21 protein-coding genes are annotated in these 22,576 nt (G+C 70.1%); 11 read left to right on the plus strand and 10 right to left on the minus strand.

The annotated features are described in order from the left end of the window. Positions 1 to 57 precede the first annotated feature (57 nt). The 4 genes from ELQ92_RS11065 to ELQ92_RS11080 all read left to right on the plus strand — a co-directional run bounded on the left by ELQ92_RS11065 (position 58) and on the right by ELQ92_RS11080 (position 3,540). Complete coding sequence (locus ELQ92_RS11065) at positions 58 to 483, plus strand: organic hydroperoxide resistance protein (protein WP_128498999.1); 426 nt, start codon at positions 58 to 60, stop codon at positions 481 to 483. A 2-nt stretch (positions 484 to 485) separates the two neighbouring features. Further along, complete coding sequence (locus tag ELQ92_RS11070) at positions 486 to 956, plus strand: peroxiredoxin (protein ID WP_128499000.1); 471 nt, start codon at positions 486 to 488, stop codon at positions 954 to 956. A 41-nt stretch (positions 957 to 997) separates the two neighbouring features. Then, the gene (locus ELQ92_RS11075) at positions 998 to 2,050 is read left to right on the plus strand and encodes a hydroxymethylglutaryl-CoA reductase (protein WP_128499001.1); all 1,053 of its coding nucleotides are present in this window, start codon (positions 998 to 1,000) and stop codon (positions 2,048 to 2,050) included. A gap of 245 nt (positions 2,051 to 2,295) precedes the next feature. Further along, positions 2,296 to 3,540 carry a hydroxymethylglutaryl-CoA synthase gene (locus tag ELQ92_RS11080; protein ID WP_128499002.1) on the plus strand — a complete coding sequence of 415 codons (1,245 nt, stop codon included), beginning with the start codon at positions 2,296 to 2,298 and terminating at the stop codon, positions 3,538 to 3,540. Between the two features lie 21 nt (positions 3,541 to 3,561). Here the strand turns inward: ELQ92_RS11080 and ELQ92_RS11085 are convergent, their stop codons facing one another. Together ELQ92_RS11085 and ELQ92_RS11090 are read right to left on the minus strand one after the other, a co-directional pair. After that, positions 3,562 to 4,665 (minus strand): DNA alkylation repair protein, encoded by a 1,104-nt coding sequence (locus ELQ92_RS11085; RefSeq protein ID WP_166426770.1) that lies wholly within the window; start codon positions 4,663 to 4,665, stop codon positions 3,562 to 3,564. A 21-nt stretch (positions 4,666 to 4,686) separates the two neighbouring features. Beyond that, a complete protein-coding gene (locus tag ELQ92_RS11090) occupies positions 4,687 to 5,580 on the minus strand; it encodes a putative RNA methyltransferase (protein ID WP_208004319.1) in 894 nt (297 codons plus the stop codon). Between the two features lie 89 nt (positions 5,581 to 5,669). On the opposite strand from ELQ92_RS11090, the gene ELQ92_RS11095 reads away from it, so the two are divergent. Beyond that, positions 5,670 to 5,921: a hypothetical protein gene (locus ELQ92_RS11095; protein WP_128499004.1), complete on the plus strand. Its 252-nt coding sequence runs from the start codon at positions 5,670 to 5,672 to the stop codon at positions 5,919 to 5,921. A gap of 21 nt (positions 5,922 to 5,942) precedes the next feature. Here ELQ92_RS11095 and ELQ92_RS11100 read toward each other — a convergent pair whose 3' ends face one another. From ELQ92_RS11100 to ELQ92_RS11110, 3 genes are read right to left on the minus strand one after another with little or no spacing between them, the layout of a single operon-like run. Further along, positions 5,943 to 6,614: a GntR family transcriptional regulator gene (locus ELQ92_RS11100; protein WP_166426771.1), complete on the minus strand. Its 672-nt coding sequence runs from the start codon at positions 6,612 to 6,614 to the stop codon at positions 5,943 to 5,945. Further along, entirely contained in the window at positions 6,611 to 7,531 is a 921-nt protein-coding gene (locus tag ELQ92_RS11105) for a DMT family transporter (RefSeq protein ID WP_128499006.1), read from the minus strand. The genes ELQ92_RS11100 and ELQ92_RS11105 overlap by 4 nt, the downstream gene beginning before the upstream one ends. A gap of 17 nt (positions 7,532 to 7,548) precedes the next feature. After that, the gene (locus ELQ92_RS11110; RefSeq protein WP_128499007.1) at positions 7,549 to 8,169 is read right to left on the minus strand and encodes a LysE/ArgO family amino acid transporter; all 621 of its coding nucleotides are present in this window, start codon (positions 8,167 to 8,169) and stop codon (positions 7,549 to 7,551) included. Between the two features lie 61 nt (positions 8,170 to 8,230). On the opposite strand from ELQ92_RS11110, the gene ELQ92_RS11115 reads away from it, so the two are divergent. After that, positions 8,231 to 9,121 carry a LysR family transcriptional regulator ArgP gene (locus ELQ92_RS11115; RefSeq protein ID WP_128499008.1) on the plus strand — a complete coding sequence of 297 codons (891 nt, stop codon included), beginning with the start codon at positions 8,231 to 8,233 and terminating at the stop codon, positions 9,119 to 9,121. Positions 9,122 to 9,133: 12 nt separating this feature from the next. On the opposite strand, the gene ELQ92_RS11120 is transcribed toward ELQ92_RS11115, so the two are convergent. Further along, positions 9,134 to 10,822, minus strand: coding sequence for a long-chain-fatty-acid--CoA ligase (locus ELQ92_RS11120; RefSeq protein ID WP_128499009.1), 1,689 nt, complete (start codon positions 10,820 to 10,822; stop codon positions 9,134 to 9,136). 51 nt (positions 10,823 to 10,873) lie between these two features. Here ELQ92_RS11120 and ELQ92_RS11125 point away from each other — a divergent pair, with 51 nt between their 5' ends. Then, positions 10,874 to 11,662, plus strand: coding sequence for an alpha/beta fold hydrolase (locus tag ELQ92_RS11125; protein ID WP_243694982.1), 789 nt, complete (start codon positions 10,874 to 10,876; stop codon positions 11,660 to 11,662). Positions 11,663 to 11,665: 3 nt separating this feature from the next. Here the strand turns inward: ELQ92_RS11125 and ELQ92_RS11130 are convergent, their stop codons facing one another. Beyond that, entirely contained in the window at positions 11,666 to 12,853 is a 1,188-nt protein-coding gene (locus ELQ92_RS11130) for a mechanosensitive ion channel family protein (protein WP_128499010.1), read from the minus strand. Positions 12,854 to 13,105: 252 nt separating this feature from the next. On the opposite strand from ELQ92_RS11130, the gene ELQ92_RS11135 reads away from it, so the two are divergent. The 4 genes from ELQ92_RS11135 to ELQ92_RS11150 all read left to right on the plus strand — a co-directional run bounded on the left by ELQ92_RS11135 (position 13,106) and on the right by ELQ92_RS11150 (position 18,106). Then, positions 13,106 to 15,439: an Ig-like domain-containing protein gene (locus ELQ92_RS11135; protein ID WP_128499011.1), complete on the plus strand. Its 2,334-nt coding sequence runs from the start codon at positions 13,106 to 13,108 to the stop codon at positions 15,437 to 15,439. A gap of 138 nt (positions 15,440 to 15,577) precedes the next feature. Continuing rightward, entirely contained in the window at positions 15,578 to 16,246 is a 669-nt protein-coding gene (locus ELQ92_RS11140; RefSeq protein WP_128499012.1) for a DedA family protein, read from the plus strand. Between the two features lie 8 nt (positions 16,247 to 16,254). Continuing rightward, positions 16,255 to 17,340 (plus strand): carboxylate-amine ligase, encoded by a 1,086-nt coding sequence (locus tag ELQ92_RS11145; RefSeq protein ID WP_128499013.1) that lies wholly within the window; start codon positions 16,255 to 16,257, stop codon positions 17,338 to 17,340. A gap of 94 nt (positions 17,341 to 17,434) precedes the next feature. Continuing rightward, positions 17,435 to 18,106 (plus strand): AIM24 family protein, encoded by a 672-nt coding sequence (locus tag ELQ92_RS11150; protein WP_128499014.1) that lies wholly within the window; start codon positions 17,435 to 17,437, stop codon positions 18,104 to 18,106. 89 nt (positions 18,107 to 18,195) lie between these two features. Here the strand turns inward: ELQ92_RS11150 and ELQ92_RS11155 are convergent, their stop codons facing one another. The 3 genes from ELQ92_RS11155 to ELQ92_RS11165 all read right to left on the minus strand — a co-directional run bounded on the left by ELQ92_RS11155 (position 18,196) and on the right by ELQ92_RS11165 (position 22,487). Further along, the gene (locus ELQ92_RS11155) at positions 18,196 to 20,427 is read right to left on the minus strand and encodes a HelD family protein (protein WP_128499015.1); all 2,232 of its coding nucleotides are present in this window, start codon (positions 20,425 to 20,427) and stop codon (positions 18,196 to 18,198) included. Positions 20,428 to 20,527: 100 nt separating this feature from the next. Further along, on the minus strand, positions 20,528 to 21,220 hold the full coding sequence (locus tag ELQ92_RS11160) for an HAD family hydrolase (RefSeq protein ID WP_128499016.1): 693 nt from the start codon (positions 21,218 to 21,220) through the stop codon (positions 20,528 to 20,530). Between the two features lie 73 nt (positions 21,221 to 21,293). Beyond that, complete coding sequence (locus ELQ92_RS11165) at positions 21,294 to 22,487, minus strand: MarP family serine protease (RefSeq protein WP_128499017.1); 1,194 nt, start codon at positions 22,485 to 22,487, stop codon at positions 21,294 to 21,296. Between the last annotated feature and the right edge of the window lie 89 nt (positions 22,488 to 22,576).

The following is a 22,576-nucleotide window of genomic DNA, read 5'->3' on the forward strand; positions in this document are numbered from 1 at the left end:
CACGATGAGTGATCTACTGATGTAGACGTACTAGTAACCCTACATGAGGAGAAGCGCATGGCGCAGGCCGTCTACACCGCATCCGCGACCAGCACGGGGGATGGCCGGAACGGGCACGTCCGCTCGAGTGACGGCATCCTCGAGGCCGATCTGGCGACACCCGCCGAGATGGGCGGCCGCGGCGGCGCGACGAACCCCGAACAGCTCTTCGCCGCCGGTTTCTCCGCGTGCTTCCACTCGGCTCTCAAGACCGCCGCGGGACAGCACGGCGTCTCGACGAAGGACTCCGCGGTGACGGCGGACGTCGGCATCGGGCCGCGCGAGGACGGCGGATTCGGCCTGTCCGTCACGCTCCACGTCGAGCTCACGGGCGTGACGGAGGAACAGGCGAAGGCGGTCGTCGACGCGGCCGACGCCGTCTGCCCCTACACGCATGCCACACGCGGCAATATCCCCGTGACCATCGAGATCGACATCGTCTGACCATGGGCCTCCACGAAGGCGTCGTCGCGCCCGACTTCACGCTCCCCGGCGTCCAGGTGAAGGACGGGTATGCGCGGAGGAAGACCTACACGCTGTCCGAGCAGCGCGGCCACCCCGTCGTCCTCGCCTTCTACCCGGCGGACGAATCGGCGACCTGCACGGCCCAGCTCTGCTCGTACAGTGAGAAGCTCGCCGACTTCGCACAGCTCGGCGCCGAGGTCTGGGGCATCGGCCTCCAGGACCTCGCGAGCCACGAGACCTTCGCCATCAAGGAGGACGTCACGCTGCCGCTCCTCTCGGACGCCGACGGACGCGTCGTCGACGCCTACGGGATCAGACTGCCGGGACTCGGTCTCCGGCGCTCGGTCTTCCTCATCGGCGCAGACGGCCTCATCAAGTGGAAGCACGTCGCGCTCGTCGGTGCGACGTTCCGCAGCGCCACCTCCATCCGCGAGCAGCTCGCGAAGCTCTGACGCGGCGGGCCCGGCCCACCCGTTCCTAGACTGGACCCACCATGAGCACACGCGAAACGTCCACAGCCCCCGTCCCGATGCAGTGGGTCGGGCCCCTGAAGGTCTCCGGCAACGTCATGACCGGAAGCCAGGAGATCCCCCTCGCCACGTACGAGTCGCCGCTCTGGCCGTCCGTCGGCCGCGGTGCGAAGATCTCCACCCTCGTGGAATCGGGCATCGTCGCGACCCTCGTCGACGAGCGCATGGCGCGATCGATCCTGCTCGAGGCCGACGACGCCCTCGCCGCCGTGAATGCGATGGCCTACCTGCGCAGTCACGAGCACGAGCTTCGCGACGTCGTCGCGGAGACCAGCCGTTTCGCCCGACTCATCGACATGCACCACCAGATCGCCGGGAACCTGCTCTTCGTCCGTTTCGAGTTCTCGACGGGTGACGCCTCCGGCCACAATATGGTGACGCACGCGTCCGACCGGCTGATGGACTACGTCCTCGCCCATGTCTCCGGCGTGCGCTACGGATCGATCTCGGGCAACTACTGCTCCGACAAGAAGGCGACGGCCGTCAACGGCATCCTCGGTCGGGGTAAGAACGTCGTGACGGAGATCCTGATCCCCCGCGCCATCGTCAGCCGATGGCTCCGCACGACGCCCGAAGCCGTCGTCGACCTCAACGTCCGCAAGAACCTCATCGGCACGATGCTCGCCGGCGGACTGCGAAGCGGCAACGCGCATTACGCGAACATGCTGCTCGGCTTCTATCTCGCGACGGGACAGGACGCGGCGAACATCGTCGAGGGGTCCCAAGGGATTACCCACGCGGAGGTGCGCGACGGCGACCTCTACTTCTCCTGCACCTTGCCGAACCTGATCGTCGGGTCGGTCGGCAACGGCAAGGGCCTCGACTTCGTCGAGGAGAACCTGACGCGCCTGGGCTGCCGTGAGGAGCGGGAGCCCGGCGAGAACGCGCGGCGGCTCGCCGTGCTCTGCGCGGCGACCGTCCTGTGCGGCGAGTTGTCGCTCATGGCGGCCCAGACCAACCCCGGGGAGCTCATGCAGTCGCACCTGCAGATGGAGCGGTCGAAGCAATCCGCTTGACCCGTCCCGACGAACCATCATCGGGGCGAGCGAGTTGGAGGGATCCACCCTGCGCTCAGCCTCCGCGGATAAACTGGCAGGCGGGCGGCGACGACTGGCAGGCGGGCGGCGACGATGAGAGCACCACGATCACTCCGCGACAGCCCCACGCGATTCCGCACAAGCGATCGGCAGCGACGCCGGCATCCACGTCGTTCGACGGCCCGATCGGTCGTCGACATCCTGAGAGAAACCGGACGCCTCACATGCAGCTCGGCATCGAGAACATCTCCTTCGCCACCTCCGAATACGTTCTGCCGCTCGCGACGCTCGCGGCCGCGACGGGCGTCGAGGTCGGCAAGTTCCACGTCGGAATCGGCCAAGAGCACATGAGCGTCCCCGCCGCCGACGAGGACATCGTCACGATGGCGGCCACGGCGGCCCAACCCGTCCTCGAGGGCCAGGACCTCTCCGCCATCCGCACGGTCCTGTTCGCGACCGAGAGCGGGATCGACCAGTCGAAGGCGGCCGGCGTCTACGTCCACCACCTCCTCGGACTCGACGCGCGCTGCCGCGTGATCGAACTGAAGCAGGCCTGCTACAGCGCGACCGCGGCGCTGCAGATGGCCGTCGCCCTCGTCGCTCGACGCCCCGAGCAGAAGGTGCTCGTGATCGCCTCCGATGTCGCTCGTTACGATCGCGACTCGTCGGGGGAAGCGACACAGGGTGCCGGCGCCGTCGCCATGCTCGTGAGCGCGACCCCCGCCGTCCTCGCGATCGAACCCGTCTCGGGACTGCACACCGCCGACGTCATGGACTTCTGGCGCCCCAATTACCGCAGCACGGCCCTCGTCGACGGCAAGTACTCCGTGTCCGTCTACATGGAGGCGCTCCGAGCCGCGTGGGACGACTACCGCGAGCAGGGCGGCCACGAGCTCACCGCGTTCGATCGGTTCTGCTACCACCAGCCCTTCACCCGGCTCGCCGTCAAGGCGCACCGGACTCTCGCGAAGCACTCCGGCGAGCTGTCCAACGACGAGGCCGACGCGCAGATCGCGAACACCCTCGACTACAACCGGCAGATCGGCAACACCTATACCGCGTCCGTCTACATCGGCCTGCTCTCGCTCCTCGAGAACGCCGCGGAGGACCTGAGCGGCTCCCGCGTCGGCTTCTTCAGCTACGGTTCCGGTTCGGTCGCGGAGCTGTTCGCGGGTGTCGTCCAGCCCGGGTACCGCGAGATGCTGCGGACGTCGCGGCACCGCGAGCAGATCCAGCGCCGCCGCGAGATCGACCACGACACGTACGTCCGGCTACACGACCACCCGGAGGGCCTCGTCGACGGTGACCACGAGATCCCGTCGGAGACCACGGGTCCGTTCCGTCTAGCCGGGATCCGCGAGCACAAGCGCATCTACGAGACGGTCGCGCAAGTGACCGCGCCCGTCGACGCCTCAGAGGTCGGAGCGTCTCCGAGCGTCACGACCGACTCCGCGACCTCGTCGCTCTGATCCCGACGGTCGGCGGGGACCTCAGAGCTCGAGCTCGAAGGCCGTGGCCTCGGAACGGACGCCGTTCACCTGCGCCTCGACCCAGTGCGTCCCGGCGTGATGGACACGGGTGGAGAGCGGCCGGAAGTCGTGCACGGCCCTGACCGAACGCGTCTCCCCCGGGGCGAGGCTCACCGTCGTGAGCTTGAAGACCTTCGGTGAGATCGAGCCGTTGGACTTGCGGTAGCCGACGACGTAGTCGACGACGAGCCGGGCGTCGGCATCACCGTCGTTGCGCACGTCGATCGTGATCGACAACCGGTCCGGGACGGTGAGGGTCTCCGCCGACAGGACGGGAGGAGACACGGTGACCGATTGCGCTCGGAAGCCGAGGATCGCGAGCGCACCCTGATCCCCCTTCTTGACGAGCGAGCGGAGTGCATGCCTCACGACCCACGAACGCGTCGGTGGCGCGTCGGCATCGTTCGCCCAGTCGTCGAGCGTCTCGACGACGAGCGCCGGGTCGTGACGAGCGATGTCGTTGAGGTGGTTCGCGACGGATCGGCGTACGTAGTCGCTCCCGTCGTCACGGAGGCTCTCGAGGACCGGCACGAGGTCGCGTGAGCGGGTGAGGAGCCCGGGCACGCGGACAGCCCACGGGAGATAGGGGCGCGTGCCTTCGCTCGCGAGGCGGCGGACATGCTCGTCGGGGCTCGAGGTCCACGCGCGGACGGCGACGAGCGCACGGTCGAGGTCTGCGGCGAGCAGGCGCCGGATCGCGAACTCGGAGGTGAGCCGGTGCGTCAGCTCGGAGAGGAGCTCGAGCGCGTCGTCGAACGCGGTCGTCGACCCCTCGGCGAGGGCGAGCGTGACGGCGCTCTCCGTGACGGGCCAGAGGGGCCAGCCGCGGAAGTCGGGATCGGAAAGGGCTCGTCGGAAGACGTCGGCCGCGCTTCGATAGTCTCCGTCGAGATCGGTGGCGAGGGCCGCCGCGACGAGATCACTGCGCGCCTTCAGGGCATTCCCCGGCAGCGACTCATGGACCGTGTCGAGCGTGGCCCAGTCGCGTTCGGGTCGCGCGCGCACCAGGACAGCACGGAGTCCCGCGACCGACTCCCGGCCGATGAACTCGTCGAATGCTCCCACGCCGTCCTCCCACTCCCCAATCTACGCCGGGCCACCGACATCGGCGGCGGGAGCATCAGGGCCGCCCGTCGGCGTCGGCCGGAAGACCGACACCGTGACGGAGACGGTCGTCGACAGGGGATCGGGCAACGACTCCAGTGCCGCCGCGATCGCGGCGGCGTCGGCGTGATGCCCGGAGGGGCCCATGAGGACGTCGTCGACGGCGGCCCGGCGATCGAGGGTGATCGGGTACTCGAGGTCGATCGACCCCTCGAGGTCGAAGCGGGCGAGCTGGCGGGCCAGACGCTCCTCCTTGCGATCGTCGACCGAGACGAGACCCACCGCGCTGACGAGTTCGGCCAGATGCCGTGGGGTCGGCGTCACGACGACGAGCACGCCGTCCTCGCGGAGCACCCGCAGGGTCTCAGCGGGATTCCGCGGAGCGAAGACGCTGAGGACGACGGCTGCGACGCCGGTCCGGAGCGGCAGGCCGGCCCACGCATCCGCGACGACGGCCCCGAGGCGCGGATGCGCCCGCGCGGCGCGGCGGACCGCGGGCTTCGACGTGTCGAGGACGATCCCGTCGAGACCACCCCGTGCAGTGAGGACTCGCGCGAGGTGATACCCGGTGCCGCCACCGACGTCCACGGCGAGCCCGGCCGCGGACGACGGAACGGCGTCGACGACGGCGTCGACGATGGGGTCGTAGTGGCCGGCGCCGAGGAAGCGGTCACGGGCCTCGATCATCTCCGCGGTGTCGCCCGCCGTCGCCCGCCCGGTCGTGAGCGACACGTAGCCCTGGCGAGCGATGTCGAACGCGTGGCCGTTCTCGCAGACCACGGCCGACGTGGTCGTCACGACGACGGAGCGGCAGAGGGGACACGCGAGGGCGTCGACGACGAGGTCGAGTCCTCTCCTCCGGTGTTCCATGGTCATCCGATCGTACGGCGGAACGGGGATCGACACCGCGACGCTCCCGTGGCAAGGGGGTGCTGCGGTCGTCCGCGCGCTCGTAGTCTCGCGTCATGACGACAGAATCGAACATCCCGAGCGGACTGGACGACGAGAGCCAGACGGCGAAGGACATGAGCTACAGCCCGGCGAGCGACACGGAGACGCACGAGAAGCAGGTCGACCCGGTACCCGACACGCTCGACGACGACATCTCCCGCGAGGACATCACCGTCGTCCCCGGTACGGGAGGACCCGACGACGTCGGGGACGTCGACGTCGACCCCGAGGAGCTGAACCTCCCCCACGACACCGGCACGCACTGAGCGACCGCGCGGCCCGGCGCGTCAGCTCTGTGAGCGCGACCCGTGGGATGCACTGAGCAGTGCCGTCGAGCGCGCGAGGTGACTCCTCACTGCGGCGGCCCCGGTCGCGCGCAGATCGTCGACGAAGTCGCGGTGATCGGCCGCGAGGCTCGAGGCGTCGAGTTCCGGTCGCAGATGCAGCAGGAACACCTGCATCTCGACGTCGAGCGATCGGTACGCCTCCGAGATGCGGTCGCTTCCGGCCGCGTCGACGATGGAGCGGTGCACGCGAGAGTGCGCCCGCTCGACGGCGAGCCAGTCCTCGGGGAGGCGGCATGCCTCGTCGAGGGCGTCGAGCGCCGAGCCGATCACCGTGAGGGTGCCGCTCGGCCATCGTGACCCGTGGCGCTCCCGCAGCAGTCGCACCGCTTCGCTCTCGAGGGCGCAACGGAGCTCTTGCAGGGCGACGACGCCCTCGAGGTCGAGCTCCACCACGGTGACGCCACTGTACGAGCGGGACGTCGCGAGCCTCTCCGCGACGAGGGCGGAGAGCGCACGACGGATCGTGTGCCGCGACACTCCGTAGTGCTCCTCGAGCTCGACCTCGCGCAAAGGCGCCCCGGGAGCAAGCGCTCCCGCGAGGATGCGATCACGCAGATCCGACGCGACGCGATCGGCACGCGTCGGTCGCGCCGACCGGCCACCCGTCGTCACGGCGCCCCCCTCTCGGCACGACGCGACGGGAGGCCGCCCCACGGCACGACGAGGACGAGGATCGCCACGGCGACCACCGAGACGCCTACCGCCGCCGCCGCCCCGAGGGTCTCCCCCAGCAGGAACACCCCGAGGAGCGCTGCCGTGAGCGGTTCCGCGAGAGTGAGCGTCGAGGCCGTCGATGCCCGCAGGCCGACGAGCCCGCGACCGAAGAGGACGTAGGCCACGGCCGTCGTGACGACGCCGAGCCAGGCGGCCGCGATGAGGCCTTCGGGCGCTCCCAGCCAGGAGAGGTCCGTCGCGAGCGCCAGCGGGACGCTCAGCACTGCCGCGGAGCCGAAGAGCACGCCCATCGTCCAGGTGGAGTCGGCACCGCGGGTGATGAGGAGTTTCGCCACGAGGGCGTAGACGGCGTACGAGGCTCCGGCAGTGAGGGCTCCGGCGATCCCGAGACCCGCGACTGCCCCCGACCCTCCGTCGAATGCTCCGCCGAGGAGCGCGACACCGAGACTCGCGAGGAGGGTCGCGACGGTCCAGATACGCCCGGGGAAACGACGTGTGACGATCCACTCGAGGGCCCCGGTGAAGACCGGGGCGCTCCCGAGCGCCACGATCGTGCCGACGGCGACGCCCGCATTGGTCGTCCCGAGGAAGAAGGTGGGCTGGTAGGCGACGATCGCCACCGCCCCCACGAGCACCAGGACGGCGGTGGGCGCCCCCCGTCCCCGGGCCGACGCCCTCGGCGCGCCGCCGCGCGACGACCGACGCGCGAAGACGATGGCCGCGAGGAGGAGACCTCCGACGAGGATGCGGACAGCTCCGGCTGAGGCGGGAGACGCCGTCTCCGGCGCGATCGAGAGCGCCGTTCCCGTCGTCCCGAAGCACACGGCGGCGAGGATGACGAGCACGGCGGGCATGCCCGATTGTTACACAATCACGAGAAGAGTTCCCACAAGAGACGACCGGCGATCACGACCATCACGACGGCCACTCCCCCGTCCACCCACCGCCATGCGCCCGGACGGGCGAAGACGGGCGCGAGCGCGCGAGCCCCGAAGCCGAGCGCACTGAACCAGACGACGCTCGCGACGACGGCACCCGCACCGAACCACCAGCGGTCGATCCCGTTCGTCGCGGCGATCGATCCGAGCAGGACGACGGTGTCGAGGTAGACGTGCGGGTTGAGCCACGTGATCGCGACGGCTCCCGCCAACACCGACGTCCAGGGGACCCGCTGTCCCCGGACGTCGGATCGGAGGACACCGGGGCGCAGTGCCCGCCGCGCGGCGAGGGCGGCGTACCCGATGAGGAACGCCGCGCCGCCGATCGTCGCGACGGGCACGAGCCACGGCACTCGCTGGATGAGTCCACCGACACCGGCGACCCCCACCGCGATGAGCAGCGCATCGGACAGCATGCACGTGAGAACCACCAGGGTGACGTGCTCACGCCGGATCCCCTGACGCAGCACGAAGACGTTCTGAGCGCCGATCGCGACGATGAGCGACAGGCCGAAGGCGAAGCCCGAGACGGCCGCGAGGAGAGAGGGGGACACACGTCGACGCTAGGAGTACCACGTGGTGAAGTCCAACTGTTCTTTCTACAGGCGCATTAGCATGGCTCATGTGGACCTCGATCTCGCCCAACTGTCGGCGCTTGCGGCCGTCGTGGACACGGGATCGTTCGACGGAGCCGCGCGCGATCTCCACGTCACGCCCTCGGCCGTGAGCCAACGCATCAAGTCGCTCGAACGCTCCGCCGGCGCCGTGCTCGTCCGGCGCTCCCGCCCGGTCACCGCGACCGAAGCCGGCCACGCCTACGTCCGGCTCGCCCGGCAGATCGTGGCCCTCGCGCGGGAGACCGACGCCGCCGTCGCTCCCGAACGATCGTCCACTCCGACCGTTTCGCTGGCCGTCAACGGCGACTCGCTCGCGACGTGGGTCCTCCCGGCGCTCGCAGCCCTCGGCCGCCGGGTCGCCTTCGACCTCCACCGCGAGGACCAGGACCACTCCGCCGCACTCCTGCGCGACGGACGCGTCATGGCGGCGATCACGACCGACGCGACCGCCGTCCAGGGCTGCTCGGTCTCGCGGCTCGGCCTCATGCGCTACCGCGCGATGGCGTCACCCGGGTTCGCCGCGACGTACTTCCCCCGCGGAGCCACGCCGACGGCTCTCGACACCGCCCCGATGATCGTCTTCGATCGTCGAGACGACCTCCAGGACCGCTATCTGCGTCGCGTCGCACCCGGCGCCGCTCCCCCGCGGCACTCCGTCCCATCGTCCGCCGATCTCGCGACGGCTGTGCTCCTCGGCATGGGATGGGCGATGCTGCCCGACGGTCAGAGCGCGACGAGCGAGTCGTCGGGGTCGCTCGTCGACCTCGATCCCGCGCGGTCGATCGACGTCGTCCTCCACTGGCAGCAGTGGGAGATCTTCACGGCGGCGCTCGACGACACGGCACGAGCGATCACCGCCGCCGCGCGCACAGAACTCAGGCAGGACTGAGCGGCCGCGTCCTCACTCGCCGGCGACGAGGCTGTCGCGCACGAGGCGCCGCTGCACCTTGCCGATGAGCGACTTCGGAAGCTCGTCGACGACGACGATGCGACGCGGCACCTTGTACGGCGTGAGGGAGCCACGCAGCACGGTCCTCGCGGACTCGGGCGAGAAGTCGGCACCGGGCTCGAGCACCACGGCGGCGACGACGTCCTCACCCGAATGGGCGCTCGGCAGCCCCACCACCGCTGCGTCCGCGACGCCGGCGAGTCCCCGCAGCGCCTCTTCGACTTCACTCGGAGCCACGTTGAAGCCCCCCGTGATGATGAGCTCCTTGATCCGGTCGACGATCCGGACGAAACCGTCGGAGTCGAGCGTCGCGATGTCGCCGGTCCGGAACCAACCGTCGACGAAGACGGCGGCGCTCTCGTCCGGCTTCCGCCAGTAGCCGGAGAACACCTGTGGTCCGCGGACGAGCAGTTCACCCTCCTCGCCGATGGCGCGCTCCGTCGCAGGGTCCTCAGCATCGACGATACGCACATCGGTTCCCGGGAGCGGGAGTCCGACCGTCCCGGCCTTGCGGTTGTCCGCCACCGGATTCGCCATGAGCACGGGAGAGCACTCGCTCAATCCGTAGCCCTCGACGAGGAACCCTCCGCTGCGCTCCTCCCATGGCCGCACGATCGCCTCGTCGAGCGGCATCGCACCGGAGATGGCGACCTCGACGCCCGCGAGGGAGATCCCCTCATCATCCGCCGCCCGCATGAGGCGATCGGCGATGGGCGGGACGGCCGGGAGGAACGTCGGCGGCCTCTTCTTCATGACGGCGAGGACGAGATCCGGCTCGAACTTGGGGAACAGCACGAGCCGGGCACCCATGCTCATCGCGAACGTCAGGCACAGCGTGAGCCCGTACGCATGGAACATCGGGAGGACCGCGTAGACGACGCAGCCGTCGCCACGCCGGATCGTCGGTACCCACGCGCGGGATTGCGCCGCGTTCGCCCCGAGGTTCCGGTGCGTCAGGACGGCACCCTTCGGCGTCCCGGTGGTCCCGCTCGTGTACTGGATGACCGCGATGTCGTCTGCGCCGGGGTGGGCGACGTCGTCGCCGATCCGCGCGCGACCGAGCAACCGCGACCAGGGCACGGTTCCCCGCACGGGGGTCGTCAGGGTCGCGCGCGTGCGTCGCAGGGCCGGTACCGGAAGGCGCAGTGCCGTCCGCTTCACGAAGGGCATGCCGTGCGTGATGTCCACCGAGACGACGTGCTCGACCGCAACGTCACGCGGGAACTCCTGGATCGAGGCGACGACCTTGTCCCACGCGATCGCGACGCGGGCGCCGTGGTCCTCGAACTGGTGTCTGAGCTCTCGAGGCGTGTAGAGCGGGTTGTGCTCGACGACGATCGCACCGACGCGAAGGATCGCGTAAAAGGCGACGATGTGCTCCGGGCAGTTGGGGAGGACGATCGCAACCGGCTCGCCCCGCTTCACCCCGAGACCGACGAGCCCGGCGGCGGCGCGGTCGATGCGGTCGGCGAGCTCCCGGTACGTCACGGTCGCTCCGAAGAACTCGAGCGCCACCGCCTCCGGGAACTCGCGCGCCGACTCCTCGATGATGTCGACGAGCGACCCGTCGGGGACGTCGAGGATGGTGGGGACCCCGGGTGCGTAGCTCGCGAGCCACGGCCGGTCGTTGTCGATCGTCACGAGACACCACTCTAGAGACTCCGGGTGACGGGAGCGCCATAGGGTGGGAGGGTGGTCACCATCGTTCCGCCCGCCCCTGAGCCGGTCGTCGTGATGAGCGACGACGGTGTGCGCCTCGCCGTCTACGACGTCGGGGACCCGGATGCGCCCGTCGTCATGGCCGTGCACGGCTTCGCGTCGAGCGGCGTGCTCAACTGGTTCCATTCCGGATGGACGCGGGACCTGACGCGCGCCGGATACCGAGTGCTCGCTCTCGACCAGCGCGGTCACGGTCGCAGCGGAAAGCCGCACGACCCGCTTCAGTTCACGACGGAACGACTCGCGGCCGACGTCCTCGGCGTGCTCGATGCGCACCTCGTCGACGAGGCGGTCCTGCTCGGTTACTCGCTGGGGGCACGCGTCGGATGGCACCTCGCCCGCACGGACGCCCATCGCTTCCCGCGCGTGGTCCTCGGCGGCCTCCCGTCGGGTGACCCGCTCCAGGGTTTCGACCTCCGAGCCGCCCGGGCTTTCGCGCGCTCCCGCACCCCCGTCGAGGACCGTCTGACCCGCACCTACATCGAGATGGCCGCGGGCATCCGCGACAACGACCTCCTGTCGCTCATCGCACTCGTGGAGGGCATGCGCGGCGGCGTGCAGCCGGACGCGGCTGATCCGCCCCGCCAGCCGGTCCTGATCGCCGCGGGAGACCGTGACCCGGTGAGACACGACTCCGACGCCCTCGCCGCGGCGACGCCGCTCGGCGTCTTCCTCGAGATCCCCGACCGGGACCACTTCTCCGCCCCCACCTCTCGGGTGTTCCGGGAGAAGGCGATCGGCTTCCTCGGCGCGTCGGCCTGACCGTCAGCGCGGGAGATCCCGGTCGTCGGGGTCGACGACGGGGATCGACTGCGTGTACTCCATCCCGCGCTGCTGCCCATCAGCACTGCCGCTGAAGAGCCCGCGGTGGGGACCGGTCGTGGGCTCCGGCTCCGACCGGCGGCGGGGCGGCGCCTTGTCCTCGCCGACCGCGACGCGGGTCCGCGGAAGCGCTTCGGAGCCGTGGCGGTGCACCCAGTCGACGAGTTCCTCGCGCACCGCGCACCGGAGATCGAAGAGCGTCCCCGCATCGCCCGCCGACACGAGCACACGCACGCGCACGAAGCCCCCGACGGCATCCGTCACTTGCAGGACCTTGGTGCGATGGTCCCACAACTCGCTCTGCTCGAGCACGGCGTCGAGGTGCTCGCGCATCGCACGCGGATCGACGCGCCAATCGAGGTCGAGTTCGACCGAGCCGAGAAGGGCGCTCGTCCGTCGCGTCCAGTTCTGGAACGGCGTGGTCGTGAAGTAGGTGGAAGGGACGACGAGTCGCCGGTCGTCCCACACCTTCACGACCACGTAGGTCAGGGTGATCTCCTCGATGACGCCCCACTCGCCCTCGACGATCACGACGTCGTCGACACGGATCGCGTCGCTGAAGGCGATCTGCACGCCGGCGAACACGTTTCCGAGCGTCGATTGGGCGGCGAGTCCGGCGATGATCGAGACCACACCCGCTGACGCGAGCAGGCTCGCTCCCACCGTGCGGACCTCGGGGAAGGTCATGAGAACGGCGGAGGCACCCACGATCGTGATGGCCACGAGGACCAGACGCCGCACGATCTGCAGTTGCGTGCGCACCCGGCGAGCGACCCTGTTGTCGGGCACGTCGATCCGGTAGCGGCTGACCGCTTGCGTGAGCCCGAACGACGCGACCGATCCGATGAGCCAGGACGCCAGCACGATGACCACGATGAGGAAGCCGTGGGACACCATCGCCCACCATCCGAGGGTCGCCGCGATCGAGGCCGCGGCCGCGATCCAGACGAACACCGTGAGGACGAGCAAGCGGAACGGGAGCCGCGCGCTCGTGAGCAGACCGAGCGCCGCGGGCCTGCGTCGCGAGACGACCCGCACGGCGAGTGCGGTGAGCGCGATCACGGCGATGGCGGCGACGACCGCGACGATCGCGGCGACGGCGAACTGCAGCCAGGGGTTCCACTCGGACATGAGCCTCCTCGGGGTCGGACCGTACCCAGTCTAGGAAGGCGCTACCTGCGCCACTGAGTGGAGCCTGGGCGTCGGCGCGCCTCGCAGCGACACCCCTCCTCCCCTGTTCCGGGGGGAGTACCTCCGGGACGAAATATCGCGACCGCCGGGACCGTCCTGCCTACGGTTGCACCGCACTCCCCCGGCCACGGCCGTCCTTCGCTGCTCGCGAGCGATCACCGCGCCGGACCGCCCACCAGAAACGAGGAATCCGTGCATCACTCCCCTCCCGACCGAATCACGCGACGCGCGAGGGCCGTCGCGCTCACGGCCGTCACCGCCGCAGCGCTTCTCCTCGCCGGCGTCGCCGCACCGGCCGCGAACGCGGCGGAGCTCTCCGACGTCATTCAGGACGTGACGGTGACCCCGACCAATCCGCGCCTCGGCACGCAGGTCGAGACCAACATCGACTGGTGCGTCCCCGACGGGACGCAGGCCGGGGACACGTTCACGCTCACGCTCAGCGAGTACCTGCGTGCCTTGCCCCCGGGATTCTCGTTGACGGACGGCGACGACGGTCCCGTCGTGGCCACGGCGGCCATCTCGACGACGGATCCGGCGGTCGTGACCTTCACGATGACCGACTATGCGCAGACGCACTCCAACGTCTGCGGGTCCGCCTTCATCCGGTCGGGCTTCGACAACGGTCTGACCCCGGGCGAGACGGTGCCCTTCACCTCGGAGGACAACGACGGCAACACGTGGTCGACCGACATCACGCCGGAAGGCGGAGACGGACCTCCCGAGGGCGACACCGACGAGGCGTTCAAGTTCGGTCGGCTCTCGCCGGACCAAGGTCACACCGACCCGAACGACGCGGTGCAGTGGTACGTGGTCTCCCCTGTCGGCCCGCTCGACCGCGTCACTCTCTCGGACACCCCGGGCGGCGGTATGAACGTCGACTGCGCGAGCGTCGACCTCCTGCAGGGCGATCGCACGGAGACCAACATCGCGGAGCCGTACACCCGCCCGACCCGGATCGGAGCACTGACGTGCTCCGCCGACAGTGTCTCGGTCACGCTCGGCCCCATCCCGGCGGGGAAGGCCGTCCGCTTGGGCTTCAAGGTGGACCTCGACGAGGCGACCGGCCCCGACGCGCACACCTTCACGAACACCGCGAACGTGGTCTCGACGAGTCCCGACGGTTCCGTGCGCACCGACAACCCCACGCGCAGCATCACGAGCTCGACGGGTGGCGGCGGGGGCGAGGGTGACAACGACCCCTCCGTCGACATCGAGAAGTACGCGACGGAGGACGGCCTGACCGCCGGAGACTTCGACGAGGACCCGGGCAAGCGCGTCGAGGTGGGCACTCCCATCCCTGTCACCATGACGATCACCAACGACGGCGAGGAGCCGCTCGTCGACGTGGTCGTGTCGGATACGACGGACGAGGGCCCGGCCATGACCGGTCTCACGTGCGACTTCTCCGCGCTCGGCGGACCGGCCTCCGGGACGACCTGGGACGGACCCTTCGCCGTCGGTGACGCGTTCGAGTGCACCGGCACGGTCCCGGCGATGGAGGCGGCGACCCTGCACGCCAACACCGCCGATGTCGCCGGCACCGGCCAGGGCAGCGGGACCGGCGTGACCGATGAGGACCCGTTCTTCTCCGTCACGCCCCCCATCCCCTCGATCGACATCGAGAAGTGGTCGACGGCCGACGGCTACCCCGGCGGCGATTTCGACGATCTCCCCGGCAAGGCCGTCGCGGCGGGCGCCCCGGTGCCCGTGACGATGACGATCACGAACGACGGCGAGGAGGACCTCATCGACGTGTCCGTCCGGGACACGACCGATGCGGGACCCGACCTCACCGATCTGTCGTGCGACTTCTCGCCCCTCGGCGGGCCGGAGTCGGGAACCGACTGGGAGGGGCCGTTCCTCGTCGGCGACAGCTTCGACTGCACCGGTACGGTGCCCGGGATGCCCGTCGGCGGTGTGCACTCCGACACGGCCGACGTCATCGGAACGGGCGTCGAGACCGGCCGCGACGTCGACGACGAGGACCCGTTCCACGTCACGACGCCCAGCCCCGAGCCCGAGATCGGCATCGTGAAGGGTGACACGGAGGGCAACACCGCCGACACGCTCGGCGACGCCGTCACGCTCCCCGGCGGCGCGACGGACCTGGCCTTCACCGTCACGAACCCCGGCAACGAGGCCCTCGCCGACGTGGTCGTGTCCGACAGGGTCGTCGAGGGCGGGACGGTCAGGGATCTGACCTGCACCTTCCCCGACGGCTCGACCGGCACGACGTGGGACGGCCCCTTCGAACCGGCCGACTCCTTCGACTGCACCGCGACCCTCTCGGGCGTCGCGGCGGGAAGCGCACACCACGACGTCGCGAGCGTCACGGGTACCGGCGTCGTCAGCGGCATCACCGTGACGGACGACGACCCCTACTTCGCACAGCGCCCCGCAGCGAGCGCACTGGCGATCACGGGAACGGACGGCGCCGCGGCTCTCGGTGGTCTCGCGGGGGGTCTGCTCCTCGTCGGCGCCGCGGTCTACCTCGTCGGTCGCCGCCGGTCGATCCGCGGCTGATCGACACCTCACGGCTCCGCCGTCGCCCCGTCGAGGGTGACGGCGGAGCCGTTCGGCGTCCGGTCCGATCGGATCCCCAGTCGACGCCCGTAGGCTTCTCGTAGCCGCCGACCACCAGCGACCATCGGAGCCGACCGCATGCCCCTTCTCTCCTCCACCGGATCGGACGGATCGGGGTCGCTGCTCTCGGGCTTCTCCGATTGGGTCGTCGGCCTCATGGAGACGATCGGTGCCCCGGGTGCGGGGATCGCCGTCGCCCTCGAGAACCTCTTCCCTCCGCTGCCGAGCGAACTCATCCTGCCCCTCGCCGGTTTCACGGCGAGCCGCGGGAGCTTCACGATCGTCGAGGCCATCTTCTGGACGACACTCGGCTCGGTCGTCGGCGCCCTGGCGCTCTACGGCATCGGAGCGGCTCTCGGCCGCGAACGCATGCGTCGCATCGCCGCGAAGCTGCCGCTCGTTCAGGTCGAGGACGTCGACCGCACCGAGGCGTGGTTCGAGCGACACGGAAGCAAGGCGGTGTTCTTCGGCCGCATGGTCCCGATCTTCCGGAGTCTCATCTCGATCCCGGCGGGAATCGAACGCATGCACCTCGGGCTCTTCATGCTCCTGACGCTCGCGGGCAGCCTCCTCTGGAACTCCCTCTTCATCGGGGCCGGCTTCCTCCTCGGCGAGAACTGGCACGTCGTCGAGGAGTACGCGGGCATCTTCCAGTGGATCGTCATCGTCGTGGTCGTCCTCGCGATCGCATGGTGGGTCACGAAGCGCGTGCGCACCCTTCGCCACCGCGACTCCGACGGGGCATAATCGCACTCGTGCGGAAGATCGGCGTCGAGGAGGAGATGCTCTTCGTGGACCCGTCCGACGGGCGTCCACTCGCCCTCTCGGCGACGGCTCTCGCGACGCGTCACGAACACCTCCAGGCGGAGCTGCAGCAGGAGATGATCGAGATCGCGAGCGATCCGTTCACGAGCCTCGACGACGTCCGCGCCTCGTTGACCGCGTGTCGTCGAGAGGCCGACGAGCTCGCCCGCGCGGTGGGAGCACGCACCGCAGCCATTGCCTCCTCCGCCGTCCCCGCCCTCCCTCACCTGACCGCCGATCGGCGCTACGACTGGATGGCCGATCACTTCGGCGTCACCGCGCGACGGACGATGGTGTGCGGCTGTCACGTCCACGTCGACATCTCCTCGCGGCAGGAGGGTGTCGGGGTACTCGACCGGATCAGGGCCTGGCTCCCCCTGCTGACCGCGCTGAGCGCCAATTCGCCCTTCCACGGCGGACTCGACACGGGTTACGCGAGCTACCGCTCGCAAGTGTGGAGCCGTTGGCCGTCGGCCGGTCCCCTGCCCATCTTCGGCGACGTCGACGCGCTGACGGCGTTCGAGGACGAGCTCCTCGCGACCGGCGTGCTGCTCGACCGCGGCATGCTCTACTTCGACGCGCGCCTGTCGAGCCGGTATCCCACGGTGGAGGTGCGGGTGGCCGACGTGTGCATGGAACTCGAGCACGCCGTGACGATCGCAGGCCTCGCTCGGGCGCTCGTGACGACGGCAGCGCACGAGTGGGCAGACGGCCTCGAGCCGATCGCCGTCACTCCCGCCGCGTTGCGGCTCGCCGCATGGCGGGCGTCGGCGGAGGGCGTCGGTGGCGAGCTCGTGCACCCGGCGACGGGTCGCCCTGTTCCGGCCCGGGACGCCATGGACGCGCTGCTCGATCACATCGACGCGGCCCTCGACGGGGCCCGTGACCGTGAACGCATCGGAGACGGTGTCGCGGCCATCCTCCGCGACGGTACCGGCGCGGATCGCCAGCGCGCCGTCTTCGCCCGCTCCGGTTCCCTCGCCGCGGTGATGCTCGACGCCGTCGAGACGACGGCCGGCAACCGATCCGCTTCCTGACGGATCCGTTCGATCGCTCAAAGCCACTGGTACAGTCGCTCTCGACATCGCGGTCGGTCATTCGCGCCGCCCCGCCATCGGCGATCGGGAGCCCATGAAATCGAGTCTGTTCGAGCCCAGCAACAACGAGATCACCACCAACGAGTGGTTGTCGCTGCAGAACGAGTACATGCTGAAGGCGCGCATCTACCCGCAGTACGATCTCATCGCCCAGAAGGGCGCCATGGTCGCGTACCAGGGGGACGTCACGTTCGCGCACGAGGGGTCGCGCGACGTCGGCCAGTTCCTCAAGAAGATGATGTCGTCGGACGATCAACCGCTCATGCGGCTCTCGGGCGACGGCGAGGTCTTCCTCGCGAGCTACAAGGCGAACGTGCACCTCATCCAGCTCGAGAACGACGCGATCACGATCAACGGGCGGAACCTGCTCGCCTTCCAGTCGAGCCTGCAGTACGACCTCAATCGCGTCCAGGGCGCGGGGATGCTCACCGGCGGCATGTGGAATACGACCATCCACGGGGTCGGAACGGCCGCCGTCGTCACCCAGGGTCCTCCCGTCATCCTCGACTGTTCGCAGCAGCCCACGTTCACGGACATGCAGGCGACGATCGCGTGGTCGGCGAACCTCCGTCCAGCCGTGAAGTCGTCCATGAGCGCCGGTGCCCTCATCGGCCGTGGCAGTGGCGAGGCGTTCCAGTACGCGTTCCACGGTCCGGGCTGGGTCATCGTCCAGCCGTCCGAGCTGTCCTTCCCGGTCACCGCGTGACCCCTGCTTCGCACCCACCCACCCGCTCCACCCCCTGAACACTTCCGATGTACATGAAAATTCGTGTACATCGGAAGTGTTCAGGGGGGTCAGGGGGTGAGTTCGGGCGGGAGCGGTGTCGAGTGCAGGATCGAGAGGCGCTGCGTCGCGCGGGTGAGGGCGACGTAGAGCTCGCGCGACTCGGCCACCCCGCGCTCTGAGCGCCACCCGGGCTCGACGAGCACGACGACATCGAACTCGAGTCCCTTCGCCGCGCGCGGCGAACCGAACCACATCCGCTCACTCTGCCCGGGCGGGAGCCCGTCGACGGCCGACCGCAGTCGCGGGAGCAGCTCGGCGTCGGCGATCACCGCGACGGTCCCCTCCGACCGGGAGAGGTACGCCTCGGCGCGCTCCGCGATCGCCGCCGCCATGGCGTCGTACGGGACGCGAACGATCTCCGGTGCCTCTCCCGTCGAGCGGATCGAGGTCGGCGCCGTCTGAGTCGGGTCAATGTGCGCGAGCACTCGCGCCGCGAGGTCCATGACCTCCGACGGGGTGCGGTAATTGACCGTCAGCTCCTCCCGTGTGTAGCCGCGGAGCTGGGGGCGCAGCAGCGTGTCCCAGTCGGAACCGTGGGCCGCCGAGCTCTGATTGATGTCCCCCACGAGCGTGAGGGACCGTGACGGGCACCGTCGCAGCACCGCTCGCAACGCGAGGGGGGTGAGTTCTTGCGCCTCGTCGACGATGACGTGCCCGTAGGTCCAGCCGACTTCACCCTCGGCGCGCTCGGCGACCGTGCCCCGGTCGTCCTGACGCTGCCGCGCCGCGAGTTGCTCCGCCGTGACCGACGATGCGCGGGTGCCGTCGTCGTCCGTCGTCGTGTCCGAATAGAGGTCGAGGACACCCTGCGCGTACTCGAGCTCGCGTTCCTGCTCGGCGCGCTCTCGTGCCCGGGCGCGCATGCCCGGGCGCGGATCCTCCCCGAGGAGCGCGGCGGCTTCGTCGAGGAGGGGGATGTCCGACGCCGTCCACGCGGCGGCGGCGGGACGGAGAATGAGCGCCCGATCGTCGTCCGACAGCATGGGAGCACACGCGGCGAGCACCTTCTCATCCGAGAGGAGCCCGCGCACGAGCTCCTCGGGGCTGACGATCGGCCAGAGCTCGTCGATCGCCGCCGCGATCCGGTCGTCGAGCTGGAGTTCCTCGGCGAAGTCCTCGACGTCCTCCTGGTCGACCTCGACCTCGACGGAACGCCCCGCGGTCGACAGCAGCATCCGGGCGACGAGCTCACGGAAGAGCCGCTCGAAGACGGGCCGTGCTTCGTTGTGGGAGCGACGACTGCGGCGCATTCGTGTGCGGAGCGCCGCGAGGTCGCGGCTCTCGATGCGCACCGTCTGCTCCGATTCGAGCGTCACGACGTACGGCGCCCGGACGGCGATCTCGTGCCGGCGCACGGCGTTCTCGATCGCCTTCGCGAGGTCGAGCCGCCCCTTCACCTCGGCGACGTCACGATCGTCCTCCCCCTCGGCGATCACCCCGGGAAGCAGGGTGTGGAGGGAGGTGAGCACGACGCTGTCCTCGCCGAGAGACGGCAGCACCTCGCTGATGTAGCTCAGGAAGTCCGGATTCGGTCCGACGATGAGGACGCCCTCGCGAGCGAGTCGGTCGCGGTGCTCGTACAGCACGTACGCGGCGCGGTGCAGCGCGACGGCCGTCTTGCCGGTTCCGGGTCCGCCCTGGACCACGAGCGCCCCGCGCAGGCCGGCCCGGATGATGCGGTCCTGCTCGCCCTGGATGGTCGCGACGATGTCGGACATCCTGTCGGTGCGGTGATGCGACACCGCGGCCATGAGCGCGGACGGCCCCGTCGTCGACCCCTCGCCGCCGGCTGCGAGGTCCTCCGTCACGACGCTCGACACCCGCCAGCCGCGGGTTCCGATCGTCGAGCGCACGGACACGTTCTCGGGGTGCAACGGCGTCGCCGTGTAGAAGGCCCGCGAGAGCGGAGCGCGCCAGTCGACGAGCAGCGGATCCCGCGTCTCGGGGTCGAAGAGGCCCATGCGGCCGATGTACCACTCCGCATCGTCGCGCATCCCGAGGTGCCCGAACAGGAGGCCGCCTCCGGCGTTCTCGAACCGGCTCAACTGCTTGCGGTGGTGGTCCGCGCGGGCGTCACGATCCCACAGCTCGACCGCGTCGCCGCTCTCTCGGAGTACCGTCGCGAGGCGGGCGCTCTCGGAAGCGACGAGATCGGCGACGGTCGAGCGGATGGTGTCGAGCCGCGACTGGGCGGCGTGTCTATCGAGAATCGTGGCGGTCCTTCGTCCGGGCGGGTGCACGGCCCACGCGATGCGGATCGGGCCGAAGAATCAGGATAATTCCTCTCCGCGTCCCCCGGTGCACACGAGGAGGCTGTTCGGGCTCTCGTGCGTCGCTCCTTCAGTCGCCGGAGCCGAGGAGAGCCGCGAGCGGGCTCTCCTCGAGGTTCGCGAGCAACTCGTCCACGCTCGCGTAGACGGCGACGGCGCCGGCGTCCCGCAGTTCCGCCTCCGAGATGCCCCCCGTGAGGACGCCCACGAACCGGATGCCCGCGCGTTCGGCCGCGACGCCGTCCCAGCGGGCGTCGCCGACCATCACGGCACGGTCGGGCGCCACCCCGGCCTCGTCGAGCGCGACCCGGATCACGTCCGGTTCGGGCTTCGCCGTCTCGACGTCGGCCGACGAGGTGACGGCGTGGAGGCTCGACTCGGCGTCGAGGACACGTCTCAACTCGACGAGTTCCTCCTCGGGAGCCGAGGTGGCGAGCACGACCCGGGTCCCCCTCCGTGCGAGAGTGGCGAGGAGTTCGGTGCTGCGGTGGAAGGGCCGCAACCTGTCTCCCATGGCCGAGTAGCGCTCGGTGTGCAACTCCTTCGCACGGTCGCCGAGTTCCTCGAGACGGTCGCCGAGGAGCTCCTCGAGGAGCTTCGCGGAGTCGAGTCCGATCCCGCGGTGGATCCGCCACGTGTCGATCTCGACCCCGAGGTCGGCGAAGGCATTCGCCCAGCTCTCCACATGGAGGTAGTTGGAGTCGACGAGGGTTCCGTCGATATCGAAGAGGACGGCGGTCGCGGTGCTCGAGGTCTCGGTCATCCTCCGATTCTGGCCCGATCCGGCGCTGCACCCCAGGGGCTGGCGGCGGGTGGGACGACCCCGTACAAGGCGGTCAGGAGACGCAATCCCCCGAGGGGACCTCCTCGGTCGCGGCGACCCGATCGAGGACGGGGGCCAGCTCGTCGAGTGTCAGCGCGTAGCCCGTGTCCGCATCGGTGGTGGAGCGAGCGAAGACCACCCCGACGACGTCGCCCGCCGGGTCGAGGAGCGGCCCGCCCGAGTTCCCCGGGCGCACCAGGCCCCGCAGCGAATAGATCTCCCGCGTCACGGTGTCGCGCTCGTAGATGTCGAGACCAGTCGCCTGCAGGATCTGCCGGACGCGCGCCGGTTCGACGTCGTACGGGCCGTTCTCGGGATAGCCCGCGACGTACGCCGACGCGGTGGCCGCGAGTTCGTCGCCGAGCGGCAGCGGGGTGACGTCGAGGTCGGGGACGGCGAGCACGGCCAGGTCCCGCTCGGGATCGAAGACGACGAGTGTCGCCGGGAGCGGCCGCCCCTCGCCGCCGAGCTGGACGAACAGGTCCTCGGACCCGCCGACGACGTGGGCGTTCGTCACGACCCGCTCCGGGCCGACGACCCAGCCGCTCCCCGTCGCATCGGACCCGCACGAGGGGGCGGAGGACAGCACGCGGAGGACGCCCGCTGCCGCTCCGTCCACGTCCGCCGAGACGGTCGGGTCGGGTTCGGTGACACCGATGATGCTCTCTACCCCGCCCGCGAACACCCGCGGGAAACCCGAGTTGCCGATCGCCCGGTCGAGGGCTCCGAGCGCCGTGCTCGACGGTACGGGCGCGAGTGCGTCGAGCGTCGCGACGACGCGCGAGGACGCGGCGATCTGAGTGAGGGGCGGCAGTCCTGTCGATGCGAGGAAGCCCGCGACCAGCCACACCGACGCCGCCCAGGTCAGGAGCCCGAGACCCGCTCCACCCAGTGTGTCGAGGCCGCGCCCGAGAGAGATCTTCGACACGACGCGCCGGAGCAGCCGGGCGAGGACCGAGAGCACCGTCACGACGAGGGCGATCGAGCCGACGAGGACGACGACGGCGACGATGGTGCGCTGGAGCGAGGTCGCCCAGCCGAAGGTCGCCGCCCACTCGACGACGAGCGGCGACACCGCCGTGGAGAGGAGGAGCCCACCGACGAGGCCGACGAGCGACGCGGCCGTCACGAGGGCCCCCCGACGCCAGCCCCCGATGAGGGCGGCGATCGCGAGCAGGAGAAGGACGGTGTCCACGACGGCGTTCATCTCGCCACATGTTACGGGGGACGCCGCCCTCGAAACCCTCCGTCAGCCGTGAAGAGCCCGAACGCGCCCGTGCAACCGGTCGAGCGTCG

Source organism: Labedella populi (assembly GCF_004078655.1).
In the GTDB taxonomy this organism is placed as follows: Bacteria; Actinomycetota; Actinomycetes; order Actinomycetales; family Microbacteriaceae; genus Labedella; species Labedella populi.